13 protein-coding genes and 1 pseudogene are annotated in these 19,421 nt (G+C 70.4%); 10 read left to right on the plus strand and 4 right to left on the minus strand.

The features are described from left to right. The first annotated feature begins 35 nt into the window (after positions 1–35). From ACZ67Q_RS06205 to ACZ67Q_RS06220, 4 genes are all read left to right on the plus strand, one after another. On the plus strand, positions 36–602 hold the full coding sequence (locus ACZ67Q_RS06205; RefSeq protein ID WP_471177067.1) for a cysteine hydrolase family protein: 567 nt from the start codon (positions 36–38) through the stop codon (positions 600–602). A 368-nt stretch (positions 603–970) separates the two neighbouring features. Then, positions 971–1,909, plus strand: a complete 939-nt coding sequence (locus ACZ67Q_RS06210; protein ID WP_471177070.1) for an RNA polymerase subunit sigma-70 — start codon at positions 971–973, stop codon at positions 1,907–1,909. Positions 1,910–1,966: 57 nt separating this feature from the next. After that, on the plus strand, positions 1,967–2,530 hold the full coding sequence (locus ACZ67Q_RS06215) for a dihydrofolate reductase family protein (RefSeq protein ID WP_471177073.1): 564 nt from the start codon (positions 1,967–1,969) through the stop codon (positions 2,528–2,530). 205 nt (positions 2,531–2,735) lie between these two features. Further along, a complete protein-coding gene (locus tag ACZ67Q_RS06220; RefSeq protein WP_471177076.1) occupies positions 2,736–3,182 on the plus strand; it encodes an ATP-binding protein in 447 nt (148 codons plus the stop codon). A 142-nt stretch (positions 3,183–3,324) separates the two neighbouring features. On the opposite strand, the gene ACZ67Q_RS06225 is transcribed toward ACZ67Q_RS06220, so the two are convergent. Then, on the minus strand, positions 3,325–3,696 hold the full coding sequence (locus tag ACZ67Q_RS06225; protein ID WP_471177079.1) for an STAS domain-containing protein: 372 nt from the start codon (positions 3,694–3,696) through the stop codon (positions 3,325–3,327). A gap of 142 nt (positions 3,697–3,838) precedes the next feature. On the opposite strand from ACZ67Q_RS06225, the pseudogene ACZ67Q_RS06230 reads away from it, so the two are divergent. Continuing rightward, positions 3,839–4,156: pseudogene (locus tag ACZ67Q_RS06230) on the plus strand (helix-turn-helix transcriptional regulator); the annotation flags it as partial. Positions 4,157–4,661: 505 nt separating this feature from the next. Here the strand turns inward: ACZ67Q_RS06230 and ACZ67Q_RS06235 are convergent. Then, positions 4,662–4,868, minus strand: coding sequence for a hypothetical protein (locus tag ACZ67Q_RS06235; protein WP_471177081.1), 207 nt, complete (start codon positions 4,866–4,868; stop codon positions 4,662–4,664). A gap of 243 nt (positions 4,869–5,111) precedes the next feature. Beyond that, positions 5,112–5,603 (minus strand): hemerythrin domain-containing protein, encoded by a 492-nt coding sequence (locus tag ACZ67Q_RS06240; protein WP_471177083.1) that lies wholly within the window; start codon positions 5,601–5,603, stop codon positions 5,112–5,114. Between the two features lie 442 nt (positions 5,604–6,045). Here ACZ67Q_RS06240 and ACZ67Q_RS06245 point away from each other — a divergent pair, with 442 nt between their 5' ends. The 4 genes from ACZ67Q_RS06245 to ACZ67Q_RS06260 all read left to right on the plus strand — a co-directional run bounded on the left by ACZ67Q_RS06245 (position 6,046) and on the right by ACZ67Q_RS06260 (position 17,343). Next, positions 6,046–14,697 (plus strand): SpvB/TcaC N-terminal domain-containing protein, encoded by an 8,652-nt coding sequence (locus ACZ67Q_RS06245; RefSeq protein WP_471177085.1) that lies wholly within the window; start codon positions 6,046–6,048, stop codon positions 14,695–14,697. 155 nt (positions 14,698–14,852) lie between these two features. After that, positions 14,853–15,029, plus strand: coding sequence for a hypothetical protein (locus ACZ67Q_RS06250; protein ID WP_471177088.1), 177 nt, complete (start codon positions 14,853–14,855; stop codon positions 15,027–15,029). A gap of 191 nt (positions 15,030–15,220) precedes the next feature. Then, on the plus strand, positions 15,221–16,099 hold the full coding sequence (locus tag ACZ67Q_RS06255) for an SDR family oxidoreductase (RefSeq protein ID WP_471177090.1): 879 nt from the start codon (positions 15,221–15,223) through the stop codon (positions 16,097–16,099). A 197-nt stretch (positions 16,100–16,296) separates the two neighbouring features. Continuing rightward, positions 16,297–17,343, plus strand: coding sequence for a cytochrome c oxidase assembly protein (locus ACZ67Q_RS06260; protein ID WP_471177093.1), 1,047 nt, complete (start codon positions 16,297–16,299; stop codon positions 17,341–17,343). 35 nt (positions 17,344–17,378) lie between these two features. On the opposite strand, the gene ACZ67Q_RS06265 is transcribed toward ACZ67Q_RS06260, so the two are convergent. Next, a complete protein-coding gene (locus ACZ67Q_RS06265) occupies positions 17,379–18,419 on the minus strand; it encodes a hypothetical protein (protein ID WP_471177095.1) in 1,041 nt (346 codons plus the stop codon). Positions 18,420–18,786: 367 nt separating this feature from the next. Between ACZ67Q_RS06265 and ACZ67Q_RS06270 the strand changes: the two genes are divergently transcribed. Then, the gene (locus tag ACZ67Q_RS06270) at positions 18,787–19,215 is read left to right on the plus strand and encodes a hypothetical protein (protein WP_471177098.1); all 429 of its coding nucleotides are present in this window, start codon (positions 18,787–18,789) and stop codon (positions 19,213–19,215) included. Positions 19,216–19,421: the final 206 nt, after the last annotated feature.

Raw genomic sequence — 19,421 nt, forward strand, 5'->3', positions numbered from 1 at the left:
GGCCTCGCATGCCGAGCGGTGGGAATCTTGGCGCCATGGGCAAGACCGCACTGATCGTCATCGACATGATCAACACGTATGACCACGCCGACGCCGAGCTGCTGATTCCCTCGGTCGAGTCAGTGGTGCCGGTGCTCACCGACCTGCTGGACCGGGCGCGACGCAACGGCATCACCGTGATCTACGTGAACGACAACTTCGGAGAATGGCGCTCCCACCACGGCGAACTCCTCGAAGAAGCGCTCTCCGGGCCGCACGCAGGCCTGGTGCGGCCACTGCGGCCCGATGACTCCTCCCTTTTCGTACTGAAGGCCCGCCACTCGGCCTTTTACGAGACTCCGCTGGAGTACCTGCTTCGGGAACAGGAACTCGACCAGCTGGTGCTGTGCGGCCAGGTGACGGAGCAGTGCGTGCTCTACTCCGCGCTGGACGCCCATATCCGCGGATTCCATGTCGTGATTCCCCGTGACGCGGTGGCCCACATTCACGCCGACCTCGCCGACGCCGCGCTGCGCATGATGGAGCGGAACATGGGCGCGCGGGTGTGCGACAGCGGCGAGCTGTGGACTCAGCGGCACATGCCGAGGGGTAGGCAGCCCTGATGACGAGGACGGGCGGCAGGTCGGGGGCGGCGAGCGTGACCGGTCTGTGGAGGCAGAACAGGGACGGCTGGAGCAACAAACCCCGTCCGTCGAGCCGGAGTTCGCGCTCGACGGGGTAGGGGAGCTACTCCGATGGTGGTCGGTCATCGGGGTGGGGAGGCGCCGTCTCCCGACAGCGCCGGAGCCGCATGTGCACCCGACAGTGCCGGAGCCGCACGGGCCGGCCTAAGACGGCATTGGGTCAGCCCGATGGGAAGGTCACATCCGTCCGGCAGGCAACGGATGGAGGACGGGGGAGCGGAGGTTTCCCCGTGCTGTGACGGTGCCGCCCCGCAGCTCCCGAGCTCGCGGTGGTGCATGATGGGCCCGTGGATTTCGAGCCGTATCGGGGCGAGCTGGTGGCGTTCTGCTACCGGATGACGGGTTCGTACCACGAGGCCGAGGACCTGGTGCAGGAGACCTTGCTGCGTGCCTGGAAGGCCCGTGACCGGTACGACCCGGCTCGTGCGTCGGTGCGGACCTGGCTGTACCGGATCGCAGCCAACGTGTGTCTGACCGCGCTGGAGGGACGGGCACGGCGGCCGCTGCCGTCCGGGTTGGGGGCGCCGAGCGACGATCCCGGGGCGCCGCTGGTGCCGGCGCTCGAGGTGCCCTGGCTCGAGCCGTTCCCTGACAAGCGGTACGACATCGACGCCCGCGCCGATCTGCGGCTCGCGTGGGTGGCCGCGGTGCAGGTCCTGCCCGCGCGGCAGCGGGCGGTGCTGGTGCTGCGCGAGGTGCTGGCGTTCAGCGCCGCCGAGGTCGCCGAGCAGTTGGGGACCACGGTCGCGGCGGTCAACAGCGCGCTGCAGCGCGCCCGTGCCGCCCTGGCCGACGTGCGCGATGCCGGGACGGTCACCGAGCCGGAGGATCCCGAGGCACGGGCTGTCGTCCAGCGGTACGTGCAGGCGTTCGAGGCGGCGGATGTCCCCGCGCTGGTGAGGCTGCTCGCCGACGACGCGGTGCTGGAGATGCCGCCCGTGCCGCTGTGGTACCGGGGCAGCCGGGACTACGGACGGTTCATGGAGCGAGTGTTCGCGATGCGCGGCACGGGCTGGCGCCTGCGGGAGCTCACCGCGAACGGGCAGGCCGCGCTCGCGGCGTACGCGCCGGAGCCCGGCGGCGGACACCGCCTGCACACGCTGCAGGTCTTCGCCGTCACCGACGGCCGCGTCGCGCACAACGTCGTGTTCGCCGATCCGCGCGTCTTCGACGCCTTCGAGCTGCCGCGGGAGATTTCCTCAGAAGAGTTCCGCCGGGAGCGATGAGTCCGGGCGGCGCGGCCGGTACGTACCGGTGAGCACCGAACCGAAGGGAATCTCATCGTGAGTGTCATCGTCATCGAGTTCATCACCCTGGACGGGGTCGTGGCCGACCCGGACGGATCCGCCGGCACGCCGCTGGGCGGCTGGGCCTTCCGGTACGGCCCGGAGGCGGTCGGCGGGGACAAGTTCCGGCTCGGCCGCACGCTGGACGACGGGGTGCTGCTGCTCGGGCGCGCCACCTGGCAGCTGTTCTCGCGGCTGTGGCCGGGCCGCGACGATCCGTTCGCTACGCGGATGAACGCCGTGCCGAAGCTGGTCGCCTCCCGCACCCTGACCGACACCGACACCTCGGCGTGGGCGAACTCCCGGGTCCTCGACGGCGACCTGGTCGATGCCGTCAAACGTGAACGGCGGGACGTGGTCGTCACCGGGAGCCTGAGCGTCGTGGACCGGCTGAGGGCAGCCGACCTGGTCGACGAGTACCGGCTGCTGACCTTCCCCACCGTCCTCGGCACCGGCCGGCGGCTCTTCCCGGCCGAGGGCCCCCACACGGAGCTGGAGTTCCTGGCCGCCGAGCAGGTCGGCGCGGCCGTCCTGACCCGCTACCGCAGGACCGCCCGATGACCACCCGTTTCATCGCCCCGTAGGACGCCCGCCGGCTCTGCGCCACTTCGGCACCGGGTCCGGCCGGGTGCCAGCAGAGCCGGCCGTGGCGCAGCCAGCAGAAGATCTCAGGAGTCAATCCCATGGAAACGGGTATGCGCGGGCCGTGAACGGGTCAGTGAACGCGGCTTGGACGGATACAGCACCTGTGGGTGAGGACAGCACCATGCCCGACAAACGGGGCATGCAGACCACGGTAGCCCTGGACGGCGACGGCACGGACATTGCCCATGCCCGTCGCCTGGCCGTGGACTTCCTCACCCGTGTGCAGGCCGACCATGGCTTGCCCGTCTCGCAGCGAGCCATGGACCTCACGCAACTCGTGGTGAGCGAGCTGGTCACCAACGCCCGCAAGTACGCCCCGGGACCGGTGCTGCTGGACCTGCGTATCCGTGGCGACCTGGTCGAGGTCGCGGTGTGGGACTCCGATCCGGTGCTGCCGGTCGCGCGGGCCGCGGACGTCGGCCGGGTCGGTCAGCACGGCCTGGAGATCGTGATGGCCGTCGCCCAGGGTTTCGAGGCCCAGCGGGAACCGGTCGGCAAACGCGTCACCGCCCGCCTCGCCCTTGCCGACGACCCCGGCGGTGCGGTCTCCGGACGCTCGCCCCTGTAAAGACACGCCGCCGGGGGCACGCGCCGCCCGGGGTCACGCGTCGCCCGGGGTCACACGCAGCCCCTGGTCCGACGAGGGCCAGGGGGCTACCTGTGTTCAGGGCTCCCACAAGGAGACGTGCCCGTCAGTGGATCGTAGGCCGTCACGTCGCGGCAGCCTCGTCGAGCGTGTCCCGGATCTCCAGGAGCTTGTCCACTCCGGTGATTTCGCAGAGCCGCCGTACCGGTGCGGACGGCGCGACCAGGCGCAGGGTGGCCGCCTGATGGGTGAGGATCAGCTGATTCAAGAAGGTCGAGTCCGCGAAGGTGACTCCGGAGGCGTCCAGGACCACCTTGGGATACTCCTTGACCGCGGACGCCAGCGCATCCGCCAAGGGCGTGATCGACTGCATGTCGTAGGCCCCGCGAGCGGCGATCACCCAGGCTCCACGCCGTTCGTACTGCTGCACGCCACCGCCGTGCGAGGCGCGCCCGGTGGCCTGTTCCGGCAGTGGCGTTCCGCCGGTGTCGCTCATGAGGGCCGGCCTCACGGCCTCGTCCCACACCACCTTCGGGCTCCTCTCTGTGGCTCCCCGACGGGAGCCTACGTCAGCTATTGCATGAAAACTATGTCATGTAAGTGGGTTCCTGCAACAACCGTCCTCTAAAATGCCGGGCATGGTTGGAGTACCTGAGTCGCACACCGGATGGACGTTCATCACCAGCCACGCGCGTGTCCTGGCGGCCATCGCCGACAATCCGAACGTCCGCATCCGTGACCTCGCCGCCCATTGCCGGCTCACCGAGCGGGCCGTCGCGCGGATCATCTCCGATCTCGAGCGGGACGGTTACCTCTCCCACACCCGCGAGGGGCGCACGAACACCTACCGCATCGAGCCCGACAAGGTGCTGCGTCACCCGGCCGAAGCAGGGCTGCCGGTGGCCTCCTTGCTGTCCTTGCTCGTGCAGGACGAGAGCGAACGCGTCACGGTACCGGCGGCCGAAACGGACACGCGCCGAGACGTCGCGTCCGTCGTCGCCGATCGTCAGGAGCTCCGGACCGGCCAGAACGCCGGACAGGGCTATGAGGTCGCGGGCAGCGCGCGAGTGGCTGGGCGGCGCCCGTAGGAGCGCCGGGGGGGAAATGCCCGGCAGGCACCGCAGTGAGGCCGCTGATGTCGTGACGGGTTCCCACGCGCCCCGAGCAGAGCGCCACGGCCGCTGCCGGGGAAACGCTCTGGACGGAGCCGCCGCGGAAGAGCATGCCGGTGTGGTGGCGCGGGCGACGGCCACGCTCGTGGGCTGCGTCGGAAGGTCGGCAGGGGGTGGAGCGCCGGGCAAAGGCCCGGAGGGGTGTCAGGTCGGCCGGCAATGGGTGCTCGGTGCCGCCGACCGAGCCGGTGCCCCGCTGCTCGGCCGTCCGGTCGGCGACCGTACCGCAGCGGGAACGGGCGAGGCGGCGGGCAGGAAGAGCAGATCCCTGACCGGGTTGCTCAGGCGTTCAGTGCGCCCACACCTCCGGCCCGCCGCCGCGCCACTCGATGTCGTCGGACCGGATGACGTCGAGGTCATCGATCCCCTCCATGCCGGCCTCCTGCAGGAACGCGACGACGTCCCGGAGCCGGTACGCGCGGCCGAGGATCGTGCCGTCCGCCCGCACGCGTCGGCCGCCCTGGTTGTCCGGCGGATAGATGATCACCGTGAGCATGGAGCCAGCCTCCCGCGGCGCGTCCAAGGGCGCACGATGTGGTGCGCCAGTCGCGTGCTCAGCCAGAACACCGCCGTCGCGGCGCTTCGGCGCGAGGTGCGGCACATCGCGTCCGCCGCGCCGGCCGCCAACGGCGTGTCCGGGCCGTCCCGGCCGGGCTCGGGCCCGGTGTCCTGAGCTCGGGCCCGGTGAGCTCGCGCCCGGTGTCCTGAGTCCGGCCGGGCCGCCCGCGTCGGGATGCGGTCAGGACTTGACGATGCGGCGCACGTTGTCGAGGGAGCCGCACCCGGCCTTCAGTTGACGCTCGCGTTCCTCCAGGAACGCCGCTCCCAGTTCCTCACGCCGCTCCATGGCCACATTCTCACGCGCACCGTTGAGGATGGTGCGTTCCTCCTCGTCGGCGTGATGGGTGACGGCCTCCACCAGGGCCTCCAGCTTGGAGTCCCATTCGTCGGAGCCGACTTCCTCCACCTCCAGGAGGGCCAGAAGGGCCTCGTTGCCCTCGTCGTGCTCGTGCTCGCCGTGTTCGACCTCTTCGTCGTCGATGTTCTTGTACCTCTTCAGGGCGGGATAGACCTTGGCCTCCTCGGCCAGCGCATGGGCGATCAGCAGGTCGGCGAACTCCTCGAGCGCGGCGGCGCGGTCGGCTTCGACGCTGCGCATCAGGCGGAACAGGTCCTCCATGCGCCGGTGGTCCTGAAGGATGAGCTCGACGACGTCCTGTGTCTGGGACATGGCGGGGCACCTGCTTTCCTTGCGGGGGGTCGGTCACTACCGCTTACCCTCACCGTCTGCATTGATGGCTTCCGGCCGCCACTCCCCACGACGCCACTCGGTTGCCCCATCCGGTCGCTCCGCAACTTGTCGACCGTTCGCCGGGTGATCCTCACAGGAGCACGCGTGCTTCCCTCATGGGAGCCCGTCAAACCACACGAACGAGTGGCCGCCGATGGCTCTGCGAGTGTCCACAACTCCTTCACGTCCTGGCTGATTTGTGGCTGTGCTGTGTGCAGCGTCACGGGGAGGATGTGGCTCCTCTGTGAGCCGTTGCAGTACAGGCCGTTTGCCGTGTGAAGGGTCGGGGGCGAGACCGATGACCGGTGGGGTACGAAGACATCGCTGGGCGTACAGATTTCGACGGGCTCCATGGGCCCGCAGTCGGGGGCCGGCGCTGCTGTTGGCCCTCGCACTGCCGGTCACCCTGGTCTCGGCCAGTTCGCTGAACGGTTCGCCGCACACGGCGCCGGTGGCTGCCGTCGTACCGGCGCTCGGCGGCTGCGTGCCGGGCAAGGCGGCCAGTACCAAGGTGGCGGCCGCACGGCCGTCGACGACGTGGGTCACCCCGGACACCGGGGTCACCAAGAGTGTCACCCGTGACGGCGCCAAGGCGACGCTCACGCCCGAGGCGGTGTCCGAGCCCACCGAGGTCGGCATCGAGCCGCTCGACGCGACCACCCTGCCGGAACTCGGCGCCGGCATGGAGAACGTCACCAAGGGGCCGCAGGGCTACCGATTCACCCCCACCCCCCATACCTTCCAGGCGGGCATCACCGTCTCCCTGCCGTACGACCCCGACGCGCTGAAGAGCTCCGGGCACACCCCGGGCGACATCCGGACCTTCTTCTTCGACGAGGCCGGCACCTGCTGGCGGGCGCTGGAGCGGCTCTCCGTCGACGAGGACAAGCACCTCGTCGTCTCGCGCACGGACCACTTCACCGACATGGTGAACGCCGTGGTCACCGCCCCCGAGGGCCCCGAACAGATCTCCTCCGACCCCAACCAGATCAAGAACATCCAGGCCGCCTCCCCGGTCACCGGCGTGAACCAGATGGCGGCCCCGGCCGCCAACAACCAGGGGGACGCCCGGCTTTCGTACCCGCTCGAACTCCCCGACGGACGCGCCGGTCTGGCGCCGTCGCTGGCGGTGGAGTACACCTCGTCAGCAGCCGAGAGCTGGCTCGGCACCGGCTGGGACCTGTCCGTCCCGTCGATCTCCGTCGAGACCCGCTGGGGCGTGCCGCGCTACGACGCGTCCCGCGAGACCGAGACGTACCTCATGGGCGGCGACCAGCTGACACCCCTGGCCCACCGCGCGGCGCCCGGACCCCGGAGCACCGGCGACAAGGTCTTCCACGCGCGCATCGAGGGCGGCTTCGACCGCATCGTGCGCACCGGGACCTCGCCGGCCACCTACGGCTGGGAGGTCACCGACAAGTCCGGTGTGCGCTACCTGTACGGAGGCGAGGGCGCCACGCTCGCCGACGACGCCGGCAACATCTTCTCCTGGGCCCTGCGCGAGGTCCGCGACCCGCACGGCAACACCGTGCGCTACAGCTACGCCCTGGTCCGGGACGCGGGCGTGACGGGCGGCAGCGTCGTCGGCCGCAATCTGTACGTCCAGAAGATCGCGTACACCGGGCACGGAGCCAGCGACGGGCCCTACACGGTGACCTTCGTCCGCGACCGGGACCTCGGTGAAACCCGGCGGCCCGACGTGTCGATCGACGCCCGCGGCGGGTTCAAGCGGGTAACCGCCGACCTGCTGCGCCGGATCGACGTCCGCTTCCAGGACAAGCCCGTCCGCTCCTACGAACTCGCCTACACCACCGGCGCGTTCGACAAGACCCTCCTCAGGTCCATCGCCCAGCTCGGCGCGGACGGCAAGGAGTTCACCCGCCACCGGTTCGAGTACTTCGACGACATCCGCGACGCCAAGGGCGCGTACGAGGCGTTCGCCAAGGTCGCCTGGACGTCGCCGGACGACAACGTCCGCAACGGCGCGGTGAACGCCGTCAAGCCGGGGGCCGGCGAGGCGGGCGCCCTGCACGGCAACACCTCCACGAGCGTCGGCGGCCACCTGTACGTCGGCTACGGCACCAGCCCCTCCAAGAACGGCTCCGTCGGAGTCAAGGCCGGCTACAGCCGGTCCGGCGACGAAGGGCTCCTGTCCCTGGTCGACGTGGACGGAGACAACCTGCCGGACAAGGTGTTCAAGCACGGCGGCGGCTTCGTCTTCCGCAAGAACCTCTCCCGGCCGGGCGGCGAGCCGAGGTTCGCCTCCACCACCACACCGCTGCGCAACCTGCCTGGCATCCTCAGCGAGTCCGCCGACTCCCTCACCGTCGGCATCGAGGGCTACCTCGGCGTGGCGGCACAACTCGACTACGTCGACACCGTGTCCACCACCAAGCGCTACTTCAGCGACGTCAACTCCGACGGTGTCGTCGACCTCGTCGACGGCTCGTCCGTGCGCTTCGGCCGCGTCGACAGCGACGGCGGCGTCGAGTACGGGCCCGCCTCGCAGACGCCGGTGCCCATCGGCGCCGGTCAGGTCGACACCGACGGACTGCTGCCCGACTACGCGGCCGAGCGCGAGCGGCGCATCGACTCCTCCCCGCTCGTGGACACGCTGCGCCGGTGGACCGCGCCCTACGACGGCACCGTCCGCGTCACCGGCACCGTCGCGCTACAGAAGGCGGGCGAGCAGCCGGAGTTCTCCCAGCCCGACGGCGTTCGCGTCGCCGTGCAGCACGAGGGCCGCGAGCTGTGGTCCCGGCACATCGAGGCCGGCGACGAGACCGCGTACACGCCCGAGGGCGTCGACGCCGTCGAGGTCAAGCGCGGCGACCGGCTCTACTTCCGCGTCGGCTCCGTCTTCGACGGCGCTGCTGACAAGGTCGCCTGGGACCCGACGGTCACCTACACGGGCTTCGAGGCCACCGACGCCAACGGCCTCCCGCTGCACTCCTACACCGCCTCGAAGGACTTCACCCTGGCCGGCCGTGCCGGCAGCGTCGAAGCCCCGGTCGACGGCACCCTCCAGCTGACCGGCGACGTGACGAAGAACGCCTCGACCACCGACGACGTCACCGTGCAGATCCTCCAGAACGGCGCTCCCGTGGTCGAGAAGACCATCGGCGCCGCCGAGACCGGCACCTTCCCGGCAGGCACCACGATCCACGTCACCAAGGGCCAGAAGCTCCAGTGGCGCATCCGCTCCGACTCACCCGTCGACGTGACCACCCTGGACTGGGCACCGCTCGCCCGCTACACCGAGACCGCCGGCACGCCCGCGCCGGCCGGCGACGACGCCCAGCCACTCCAGTTCCGGCCCCCGTACGACATCGACACCTACGTCCCCTCCGGGCCTTCCGGAGTCCAGCAGCCCATCACCTCTCCCGGTGGCACCTTCACCGCCACCGCGTACGTGACGGCGGCCGCGAACACCACGGGCCGGCTGGTGCTCACCGTCAAGAAGCACGGGGCGCTCCTCGCCAAGCGGGCGTTCGACGTCGGCGACAAGCCCTCCGTCGAGGTGACGGCCCCGGCCGGCGAAGCCCTGTACGTCGACATCACCGCGGCCTCGCCCGACCTCGCCGCGAAGATCCAGAGCGCCGAAGTCGCCCTGAACGGCGGCCCGCTCGCGCCCGCCACCGTGCACGCCCCCACCGCCGAGGGCGTCTTCGGACGCCTGTACCGCGGCTGGTCGTACGCCGGCTACAACGGCAACCGCGACCGCGCCACCCAGCCGATCAAGCAGGACGACCTCACCGAGGAGAAGATCAAGGAGAACCTGCCCTCCGACGTGGACCCGGACCGGGACCGCGCGGCCTTCGAGAAGAACCCGACGATCACCCCGCCCACCGCCGTGCCCTTCGCCCCGGACGCCGAGCACGGCCGCTGGGGATCGGGGGAGTACACCTGGGCGGCGGCCTCGACGGCCTCCAGCTCACGGTTCGGCGGTCAGAGCATCGGCCTGCCCACCGCCACGTCCCTGGCTTCCGCGCAGGCCGTGCCCCGCATGTCCCACTCGAACCAGATCTCGCTGACCGGCTCGGTCGGCGGCGGCATCGGCAGCGTCGGCGGCAGCGTCGCCCTGGGCACCGCGCGCGGCGAGCTCGACTACCTCGACATGAACGGCGACGGCTTCCCGGACGTCGTCGGCGCGGGCGGCGTCCAGTACACCGACCCGACCGGCGTCCTCGGCACCACCCGCGGATCCGTGCCCGGCGGGGCGGTCCGCGCCTCCGACACCAAGAGCGGCAACGCCAGCGCGGGCAGCGCGGCCCGCACCATCGCCACCGGCCGCGGCCAGGCCGCCCCGCCCGGCTGGGGCACCGCCGACACCTCCTCCGCCGGCAACGACATGCCCCCGCTAGGGATCGGCGGCAACCTCGGCGCCAATACCGCCGACACCTCGTACGACCTGATCGACATCAACGGCGACAGCCTGCCCGACCGGGCCTACGAGGACGGCCGCGTCGCCCTCAATCTCGGCTACCGCTTCGCCGCGCCCGAAGCCTGGCCCGGCGGGAAGATCAACGAGGGCCAGGGCTCCACCGCCGGCCTGAACATCGGCTTCAACACGGACTTCTACGGCTTCGGCGGCGGCGCCTCCTTCCAGCAGCAGTCGTCGTCGACGAAGAGCTCCCTCGCCGACGTCAACGGTGACGGCCGCGTCGACCGCGTCTTCGCCGGGAACCCGGTGCGGGTCGCGCTCAACACCGGCTCCGGCTTCGCCGAGCCCGTTCCCTTCCTCGGCTCCCTGGACGGGATCAACGCCGACTCCAACGCCCAGCTCGGCGGGGGTGTCTACGTCACCGTCCCCATCTGCTTCGTCGTGGGCTGCCTGATCATCAACCCGGGCGTCAACGTGTCCACCGGGGCCTCGCGCGCCGAGCAGATGATCCGCGACATCGACGGTGACGGACTCGCCGACCACCTCTCCTCCGGCAAGGACAACGAGCTGGTCGTCGCCGCCAACCGCACCGGTCGCACCAACCTGCTCAAGAACGTGACACGACCGCTCGGTTCGCGCATCGACCTGAGCTACACGCGCGACGGCAACACCTACGACCAGCCCGGCTCCCGCTGGCTGCTCACCGGCACCCGGGTCCACGACAACCTGCCCGGCGACGGCCCCGACACCCAGGCGTACTCCTTCTCCTACAAGGACGGCAAGTACGACCGCCTGGAGCGCGAGTTCCTCGGCTACGGCAGCGTCACCAGCACCCAGCTGGCCGAGGGCGACAAGCCGTACCGCAACACCGTCCGCGAGTACGACACCCGCAGCCACGCCGCCCGCGGCCTGCTCACCCGCGAAGCGGTCACCGACGCCAAGGGCGCCCTGTTCACCGAGACCGTCAACACCTACGCGCTGCGGCCGGTGTTCACCGGCTCGGTCTTCCCGCAGCTGCAGCGCACCGAGGCCCGCTGGTACGACGGCGAGGGCGGTGACACCCCGCGCAAGACCACGTCCACGGAGATGAGCTACGACGACCTGGGCAACCTCGTGCGCAAGGTCGACTACGGCGAACCCGGCGCCGCCGACGACGTCGAGACCAAGACCGTCTACACCGACTGCACCGACACCCACATCGTGGGTATCGGCCGGACGGTGGAGGTCCGCGGCGCCGGCAAGCTCATGCGCTCGCGCGACGCCGAGGTCGACTGCGCCACGGGCGACGTCACCCGCCACACCGCGCACCTGGAGGGCGGCACCGACGCCGTCACCGACCTCGCCTACAACCCCGACGGCACCCTGAAGTCGATCACCTCGCCCGAGAACCACCGGGGTCAGCGCTACCAGCGCACCTACACCTACGACGAGCCGACCGGTACCCACGCCACGTCGATCGAGGACAGCTTCGGCTACCGCTCCACCGCCTCCTACGACCTGCGTTTCGGCCTGCAGACCGAGTCCACGGACATCAACGGCCGGAAGACGGTGTCGGAGTACGACGCGCGGGGCCGCCTCACCGCGGTGACCGGCCCGCACGACCAGGGCGCCGGACGACCCACGATCGCCTTCGACTACCACCCGGAGGCGCCCGTCCCGTACGCGGTCACCCGCCACCTGGACCGGGACGCCGCGGGAGCGGTGAAGGACGACACGATCGACACCGTCACCTTCACCGACGGAGTGGGCCGCGTCGTCCAGACCAAGAAGGACGCCACCGTCGGCGGCAAGGACGTGATGACGGTTTCCGGCCGTCTCGTCTTCGACGCGCTGGGCCGCACGGTCGAGCAGTACTACCCCGTCACCGAGCCCAAGGGTGACGCCGGCACCGTCCTCAACACCGCCTTCGACAGCGTCCGGCCCACCACGCACACCTACGACGTGCTCGACCGCGGGCTGCGCACCGCGCTGCCGGACGGCACGTCCACGTCGGTGGCGTACGGCTTCGGCGAGGACCGCGCGGGCACGACGGAGTTCGCGACCGTGTCCACCGACGCCAAGGGCAACCGCACCACCGCCTACAGCGATGTGCGGGAACAGCAGACCGCCATCCGTGAGCCCGGCGCGAAGACCGGCGACGCCCCGATCTGGACGAGCTACGTCTACGACCCGCTGGGCGAGGTCCTCAAGGTCACCGACGACCACGGCAACGTCACCGCCTCCGCCTACGACAACCTGGGCCGCCGCACCGTCGTCGACTCGCCGGACGCCGGACGCACCGTCACCGGCTACGACCCGGCCGGCAACGTGATCCGGCAGCAGACCGCCAACCTGGCCGCCAGGAACCAGGCCATCACCTACACCTACGACTTCGACCGAGTGACGGCCATCGACCACCCCGTCTTCACCGGCAACGACGTCCGCTACACCTACGGCGCTCCGGGCGCGGAGAACAACGCGGCCGGCCGGGTCACGAAGATCGAGGACGCCGGCGGTGAGGTGACACGGAAGTACGGCCCGCTCGGCGAGGTCACCGAGGAGACCCGCACCCTGCCCGGCCCCGGCCCGCATGTGCGCACCTTCACCACCGCCTACACCTACGACAGCTTCAACCGCATGCTGTCCCTGACCTACCCCGACGGTGAGCGGCTGTCCTACACCTACGACAGCGGTGGCCAGGTCAGCGCCGCGGCCGGCACCAAGAACGGCTTCGACTACACCTACGTCCGGTCGCTCACGTACGACAAGTTCGGCGACCGCGCGGCGCTGGAACTCGGCAACGGCACCCGCACGACGTTCAGTTACGGCGCCGAGGACCGCCGCCTGGCCACCCTCACCTCCACCCTGCCGACCGGTTCCGCCTTCCAGAACATCGGCTACTCCTACGACGCCAACGGCAACCTCACCGGCCAGAAGAACAACACCCAGCTCCCGGCCGAGACGCCCAAGCTGGGCGGCCCCACGGAGCAGAGCTACACGTACGACAACCTCAACCGGCTGACCGGCGCCACCGGTTCCTTCCAGTTCATGGCGAACAAGACCGACCGATACACCTACGCCACGTCGTACGACACGATCGGCAACATCACCGCCAAGGACCAGCAGCACGGCATCGTCGTGGGCGGCGGCCACGAGCAGGTCCAGAAGAACACGACGTACCAGCAGACCTACACGTACGGCGCCGGCCGTCCGCACGCCCCGTCCGTCATGGGCCGGCAGACCCTCACCTACGACGCCGACGGCAACCTGATCGACAGCGTGTCGTCGGCGCCCGGCAGTCCGCGCCGCCAGCAGATCTGGGACGAGGAGAACCGCCTCGCCTGCGTCCACGACACGTCCAAGAACAAGGACCAGGCGCAGGATCCGTCCTCCTGCAACCAGCCCGGCAAGCCCCCGTCGGTCCGCTTCACCTACGACGACCAGGGCACCCGGATCGTCAAGGACGGCGCCCAGACCACCCTCTACCCGAACCAGTTCTACACGGCCCGCAACGAGACCGAGTTCAAGCACGTGTACGCGGGCGGCATCCGGGTCGCCACCCAGACCTCGAGGCCGGGCAATGCCTACGAGAAGGACCAGTTCTTCTTCCACGGCGATCACTTGGGGTCGGCGAACTTCGGCACGGACGCCTCCGGCCGCCTGGCCGAGCACCTGGACTACTTCCCGTCCGGGGAGACCTGGGTCGAGGAACACCCCGGCGAGAAGGACCCGTACGGGTTCACCGGCAAGGAACTCGACAAGGAGACGGGGTACTCGTACCACGGCGCCCGCTACTACGATCCGCGCGGCGGCATGTGGGAGTCCACCGACCCCGCACTGACCGAGTACCTGGACGGCGGGTCCAACGAGGGCGTCCACCAGCCGTCGAACCTGCAACTGTACGGCTACGGCTACCAGAACCCGCTGCGCTACACCGATGCCGACGGCCGGGAACCGGGGGAGCCGTTCAACCTGGGCCGGCACCTGCAGGAGAAGTACACGGTCCACCACGACCAGGCGATCGTGATGGCCGCGACCCAGCTCCAGGCGATGGGCGCGGCGAGTCCCGGCGGCACCTGGCAGGTGACCATGGACCTCCAGTCGGTCAAGGGCGGCGGCGATCCGCGCAACAGGGTGATCGCGACCGGAGGCAGGGCCGACCTGCTGCTGTGGACGGACACCACGGTCTACGTCTGGGACGCCAAGAACAAGGGCGGCCGGGCCGAGGACTCCGGCGTCGGTGACGTGGAGTGGTACGTCGCCGGCATCACGGCGCAGCTCAGGGCCCAGGGCGACATGCGCCGGGTCACGGCCGGGTTCGACATCCTTCCCATGCAGGCTCCGTCCGCGACCCAGCCCAACACCACGCTCCAGGTCGAGTCGTCGACGAAGCATCCAGGGAAGGGAGTCATCACCTACTCCGCCACCCAGCGTCAACCGCAGACGGTCCCTGTCCCCGTGACCGCCCCTGCCCCGGAGCAGCGCTCGCGCTGGCAGACGGCGGCGCGATGGGCGGGCGGAGCCGTGCTCGTGCTCGGCGCGGGCGCCCTGGTCGTCGCCACCCTCGCCGAGGACGTGGCGACCGGTGGCGCGGGAGTCGCCGACGACCCGGTCTCCTTCGGAGCGGCCGCCACCATGGCGCGATCGGGCTGGGCCCTGGTCGCACCGTAGGGCGCGCTCTCGGTGAACGAGGAGCCGCTCGCACCTGCCCGCTGAGGCCGGGCGCGAGCGGCTCCGCCATTTCCCGGCACATACCTGCAGGGACATATGCGGACGCGTAAATGGAACGAGTACTCCGAAATCCGACCCCTATACTCGCCGGGGACATGACATATTCCGACCCAGCCAATGCCCGCATCGCCTTGAAGGCACATGCGCTGCCTCAACTCGCCGAATGGATCGACTGGGCTCTCACCGCCGGTGAAACCTGGCGCTCGAGCAGCCACAGCCGTTACTGGCTGATCGGGGGCGGGAAAGTCACGCATCGGGATGAAGATCACTGACCCGTGCAGGCGTTCCGGGCTGCCCGCGCGCGCCGGATTCCGCGGGCGCAAACTGGAGGAGTGGGCCCGTTTCATGTGAGGCGGTGGGTGCGAATGAGCGGTTCCCCGGCAGCAACCTGCCCCGCGGAGCTGGTCGAGCGGCTGCGAGCAGAGGAGGCCATCGGGGCCCAGCTCTCCGTGCGGACGCCGCGATGATCGTCGTCGCGGGCGGCACCGGACGCCTCGGCCACGTCCTGGTGCCGGCCCTGACGGGACGGGGCCTGCGGGTCCGGGTACTGACCCGCTCACGGGAGAAGGCGGGCGAGCCGGGGGCCTGGGGGTGCGAGGTGGCGCAGGCCGACGTCCGCGACCGGGAGGCCGTCCGGCAGGCGGTCCGGGGCGCGGAGACCGTGGTGTCCGCGATGCATGGCTTCTTGGGCCGCCGTGGAGAATCACCGGCCACCGTCGACCGGGACGGCAACGCCAACCTTGTGGACGCCGCATCCGACGCGGGAGCGGATGTGGTGCTGATGTCGGTGATCGGCGCTTCGTCGGACAGTCCGATGGAACTGTTCCGGATGAAGTGCGAGGCCGAGCGCTACTTGCGGGCAAGCGGCGTTCCGGGCACGGTCGTGCGGGCCGGGGCCTTCATGGAACTGTGGATCGAGATCCTCCGGCAGACCGCTCGACGCTCCGGACGCCCTCTCGTCTTCGGCAGGGGTGACAACCCGATCAACTTCGTCTCCGTGCGCGATGTCGCGGCGGCGGTCGAGCGCGCCGTCCTCGACCGGTCCCTGCGCGGCCAAGACCTGGAGATCAGCGGCCCCCGCGACATGACGTTCAACCAACTCGCCGGCCAGGTGCAGCGGGCCGCGGGCCGCACCGCACCACCGCGCCACATCCCGCGAAGCGTGCTGCGCATCTGCGCGGCCACCGCCGGCCGGGCAGTCCCCGCCGTCGGGCGGCAACTGCGCTCGGCGCTGGCCATGGACACGGTCGACCTCACCGCGCCGCGCGCGCAGGGACAGGGGCGCCCGCCCGGACTGCCGTCCACCACCCTCGAGTCCCTTCTGGGCCTGCCGGAAACCTGAGGGTCCTTCCCCCGCAGGCGGCATGACGATCTGCCGTCACCGTGCCGTGCGGCCGCGGCAAGCCCCGGTTTCCTTTTGCCGTGGTCCGCGGCGCCCTTCGGGTGGCCCGCTGCTCGGTGTCACCCCGCGGGGGACTAGCGTGCCGCTGTCAAGGTGCGGCGACTCACCTCATGATTCCCTGAGGAGGACAAAACGGCATGGCCGGAAACGAGGTGCCCCTGGCGGCGGCGCAACTGCCTGAGCTGACCATCGGGCGGCTGCTGTCCTCGTGGCAGCCGGATGTCCCCGCGCTGCTGCTGGTGGTCCTGCTGGGCGTGCTCTACGGCTGGGGCATGGCCCGGCTGCGCCGGCGCGGTGAGCCCTGGCCGCCCGGGCGTGCTGCCGCCTTCGCGCTGCTCGGGCTCGGCGGCCTGGTCGTGGCCACGATGTCCGCGCTCGCCGTGTACGACCACGAGCTGTTCTGGCCCGCCGCCGTGCAGAACATCCTGCTCGACCTGGTCGTCCCGCTGGGTCTGGCCCTCGGCGATCCGCTGCGGCTCACCGTCGCGGCGCTGCCGGAAAGGTCCGCGGTCCGGGCGCGGCGGCTGATGACGGGCCGGGTGGTGCGCACCCTGACGTTCCCCATGGTGAGTACGGCCCTCGTGCTGGGCACCGAGCTGACGATCTACTTCACGCCGTACTTCGACACCGCCCTGCGGGTGGGGTGGCTGCACGAGCTCATGTACCTGCACCTGCTGGTGGCCGGCAGCCTGGTCGTCGTACCGGTGCTGACGCACGAGGAGGCGCTGCCGGCCTGGTGCACGCATCCGGTGCGGGCCGCGCTGGTCTTCCTTGACGGCATCGTGGACGCGGTGCCCGGCGTCGTGGTCATGACGCACGGCACGCTGATCGCGGGGGCCTGGTATCTGCACCATACGCCGTCCTGGTCGCCGGACCTCCACCACGACCAGCAGGTCGGCGGCGGTGCGATGCTCAGCATCGCCGAACTGGTCGCGCTGCCCTTCATCCTGGCGATCCTGTACCAGTGGGCGCGCGCCGAACGCGTCCAGGCCGCGGCCCTGGACCGCCGCCTGGACGCGGACCTCACCGTCGTGCCGGCCCCTGCCGACGCTCTGGACCGGGGCCCCCGCACCGGCGCCCCGGCTTCGGCCGAGGGTCCGGTCCCTGAGCGAGTACGCCCCTGGTGGGAGACGGAGCAGAACGACGTGGCCGTACGCATCCGGCGCCAGCGCGGGAACGAGTAACCCGGTCCGCAGGGCCACGCGGACACCTCACGCGCTCAGTCTTCCCAGTCCTCGTCCTCGCCGCCGCGCATGTGGCGCCATCCCTCGACGTTTTCCCTTGCGCTGCGTGCCAACTCGGCGTACTGGGTGGGGCATTCCCACAGCTCGCGGGAGGACAGCTCGGTGGGTACAGGTGTGTCCGGGTGGTCCTCGGGCGCGTACAGGTGGACCACCGCGCGATACCGGGACTGCACGGTGGCCGCCGCAGTGGACCAGGGGTGTCGGGGGTGTTCGCAGGTGACGTCCAGGTCGATGGTGTTGAGCGCCGCGGTCAAGTCGCGGGCGTACGAGGGCGGCAATCCCTCGTACGTCTGCGCAATGCCCATCCACATGCACAGGAACAGGCCGAGCCGGTCCTCGTCCCGCACCTCTGCGGACAGCCAGCGACGGGCGGACCACAACGCGACGGGGCCGGTGTTGTCCTCCCAGGAGCGCCGGATCGCCTCCTGCATGGCTATGACGTCGATGCCGCCGTCCTCCCGGACGAACTGCGCGTCGAGAGGGGAGACATCGATGCCTCCGAAGATCGCCTGGTGCGCCTCGCGTATGCGGGCGGTGGCCCGGTCGGCGAGCCCTGCGAGGAACGCCTCGCAGTCGAAAGCCGTCAGCTCCTCGCGCTCGAGACCGTAGTCCTCGGCGAATACGGCGCGGCCGGCCTCGGTCAGCATGCTCACCCCGGCCTCGACACCGTACTCCGAGTCCAGATCCGTGGGGTGGGTCCCGGCCGGCCAGGTGCAGGACGCGGGATCAAGCGTGCCACGGAAGCCGTCCAGGGCCTCCGTGTACGACGTGAACAGGGACTTGCTGAAGATGCGCGAGGCGACGTGCCAGCAGGTGGCATACAGCAGGATCGTGTACCCGGTCCGCTCCCGGCGGCCTCGCGGGCTGCCGATGCGGCCGAGCGCCTGAGCCGCGTCATCGGCAAGGACAGCGAGGGTCGGCTCCGGGGCGACATAGGGATAGTCGCTGACGATCCCGGTAAGGTCGGAGATCAGTTCGCTGTGGTCGGCGGGCAGGGTGGGCGTCACTTCAGTCACACCGGTAACCGACGCTGCCGTGTGCGTGACGGTTCCTCACCGGCATGGGACAACGGCCGGTCCGTCAGGGGCTTTGGGCGACTCGGGTGGGATGTTGACGCGACAGCGCGCTGGCAGGCCGGGCAGCAGCGGGACTTGCCGCGGTGTGAACCGGTCTGGTCCTTCCTGATCTACGCGATACCCAACCGCAGGACGAGGAGCGTCGACTGCCCCCGACCCGTAGGCAGTTCCCCCCGTCGCCACGGCTACCCCGCGCGATCCGGTGACCCGGGGCACTCCTGAAAGATCGCGTAAGGTTCTTCCTGACCAAAAACGAACAACTGTCGCAGTCGCCGTGATGTGACTGCCCAGGGGGAAGGAACAACGCATGAAGGCATCCCGAGTCCGGCGCAGCGCCGCCGTCGCCGCCGCCGTCGCCGCGCTGGCCGTTGCCGGTACTGTCGCCACGGCGCCGACCGCCGCCGCCAAGGCCAATCTGCTGGACATCACCAAGGTCTCGCTCGACAAGCCCGGTCTGCGGCTGGACATCACGTACTCCTGCGACACCGGCGTGGACCTGCAGATGGCCGGTTACGCCTCCAAGGTCACCCAGTCGGCTGCCGGGAAGCGGAACGCGACAGGGACCATCGACGCCTCCAAGGTCACCTGCGACTACGTCAGCCGCACGGTGCAGATGCAGCTTCGCCCGGCCGGCGCCGGCTTCGTCAAGGGCGACAAGGTGAAGGTCACCGTCTTCTACTGGGACGAGAACGGGGCCTTCCGCACCCAGGAGGAGACCGCCACCGCAGTCCTCTGAGGCAGCGTGCGGTCACCCATGCCAGGGCTCGGCTGACCGCGAGTCCGGAGGCACAGCGAGTGAGATCCGCCTGAACCGGGGGCGCCGCATCCATGTGCGGCGCCCCCGGCTTGTATGGGAGCGATGAGGGCCCGGCGCTTCGGGGGAGGATCGGGATCGGCAGCCCGGCACTCTCCCCCGGGGGAGGCCACCCCACACGCCCCGGG

It is taken from the genome of Streptomyces sp. NPDC036813, from assembly GCF_055609245.1.

Excerpts from the sequence above, each read along its gene's own strand:
- ACZ67Q_RS06225 (WP_471177079.1), bottom strand. The coding sequence starts at position 3,696 with ATGAGCGACACCGGCGGAACGCCACTGCCGGAACAGGCCACCGGGCGC.
- ACZ67Q_RS06255 (WP_471177090.1), top strand. The coding sequence starts at position 15,221 with ATGATCGTCGTCGCGGGCGGCACCGGACGCCTCGGCCACGTCCTGGTG.
- ACZ67Q_RS06235 (WP_471177081.1), bottom strand. The coding sequence starts at position 4,868 with ATGCTCACGGTGATCATCTATCCGCCGGACAACCAGGGCGGCCGACGC.
- ACZ67Q_RS06270 (WP_471177098.1), top strand. The coding sequence starts at position 18,787 with ATGAAGGCATCCCGAGTCCGGCGCAGCGCCGCCGTCGCCGCCGCCGTC.
- ACZ67Q_RS06250 (WP_471177088.1), top strand. The coding sequence starts at position 14,853 with ATGACATATTCCGACCCAGCCAATGCCCGCATCGCCTTGAAGGCACAT.
- ACZ67Q_RS06240 (WP_471177083.1), bottom strand. The coding sequence starts at position 5,603 with ATGTCCCAGACACAGGACGTCGTCGAGCTCATCCTTCAGGACCACCGG.
- ACZ67Q_RS06260 (WP_471177093.1), top strand. The coding sequence starts at position 16,297 with ATGGCCGGAAACGAGGTGCCCCTGGCGGCGGCGCAACTGCCTGAGCTG.
- ACZ67Q_RS06220 (WP_471177076.1), top strand. The coding sequence starts at position 2,736 with ATGCCCGACAAACGGGGCATGCAGACCACGGTAGCCCTGGACGGCGAC.
- ACZ67Q_RS06205 (WP_471177067.1), top strand. The coding sequence starts at position 36 with ATGGGCAAGACCGCACTGATCGTCATCGACATGATCAACACGTATGAC.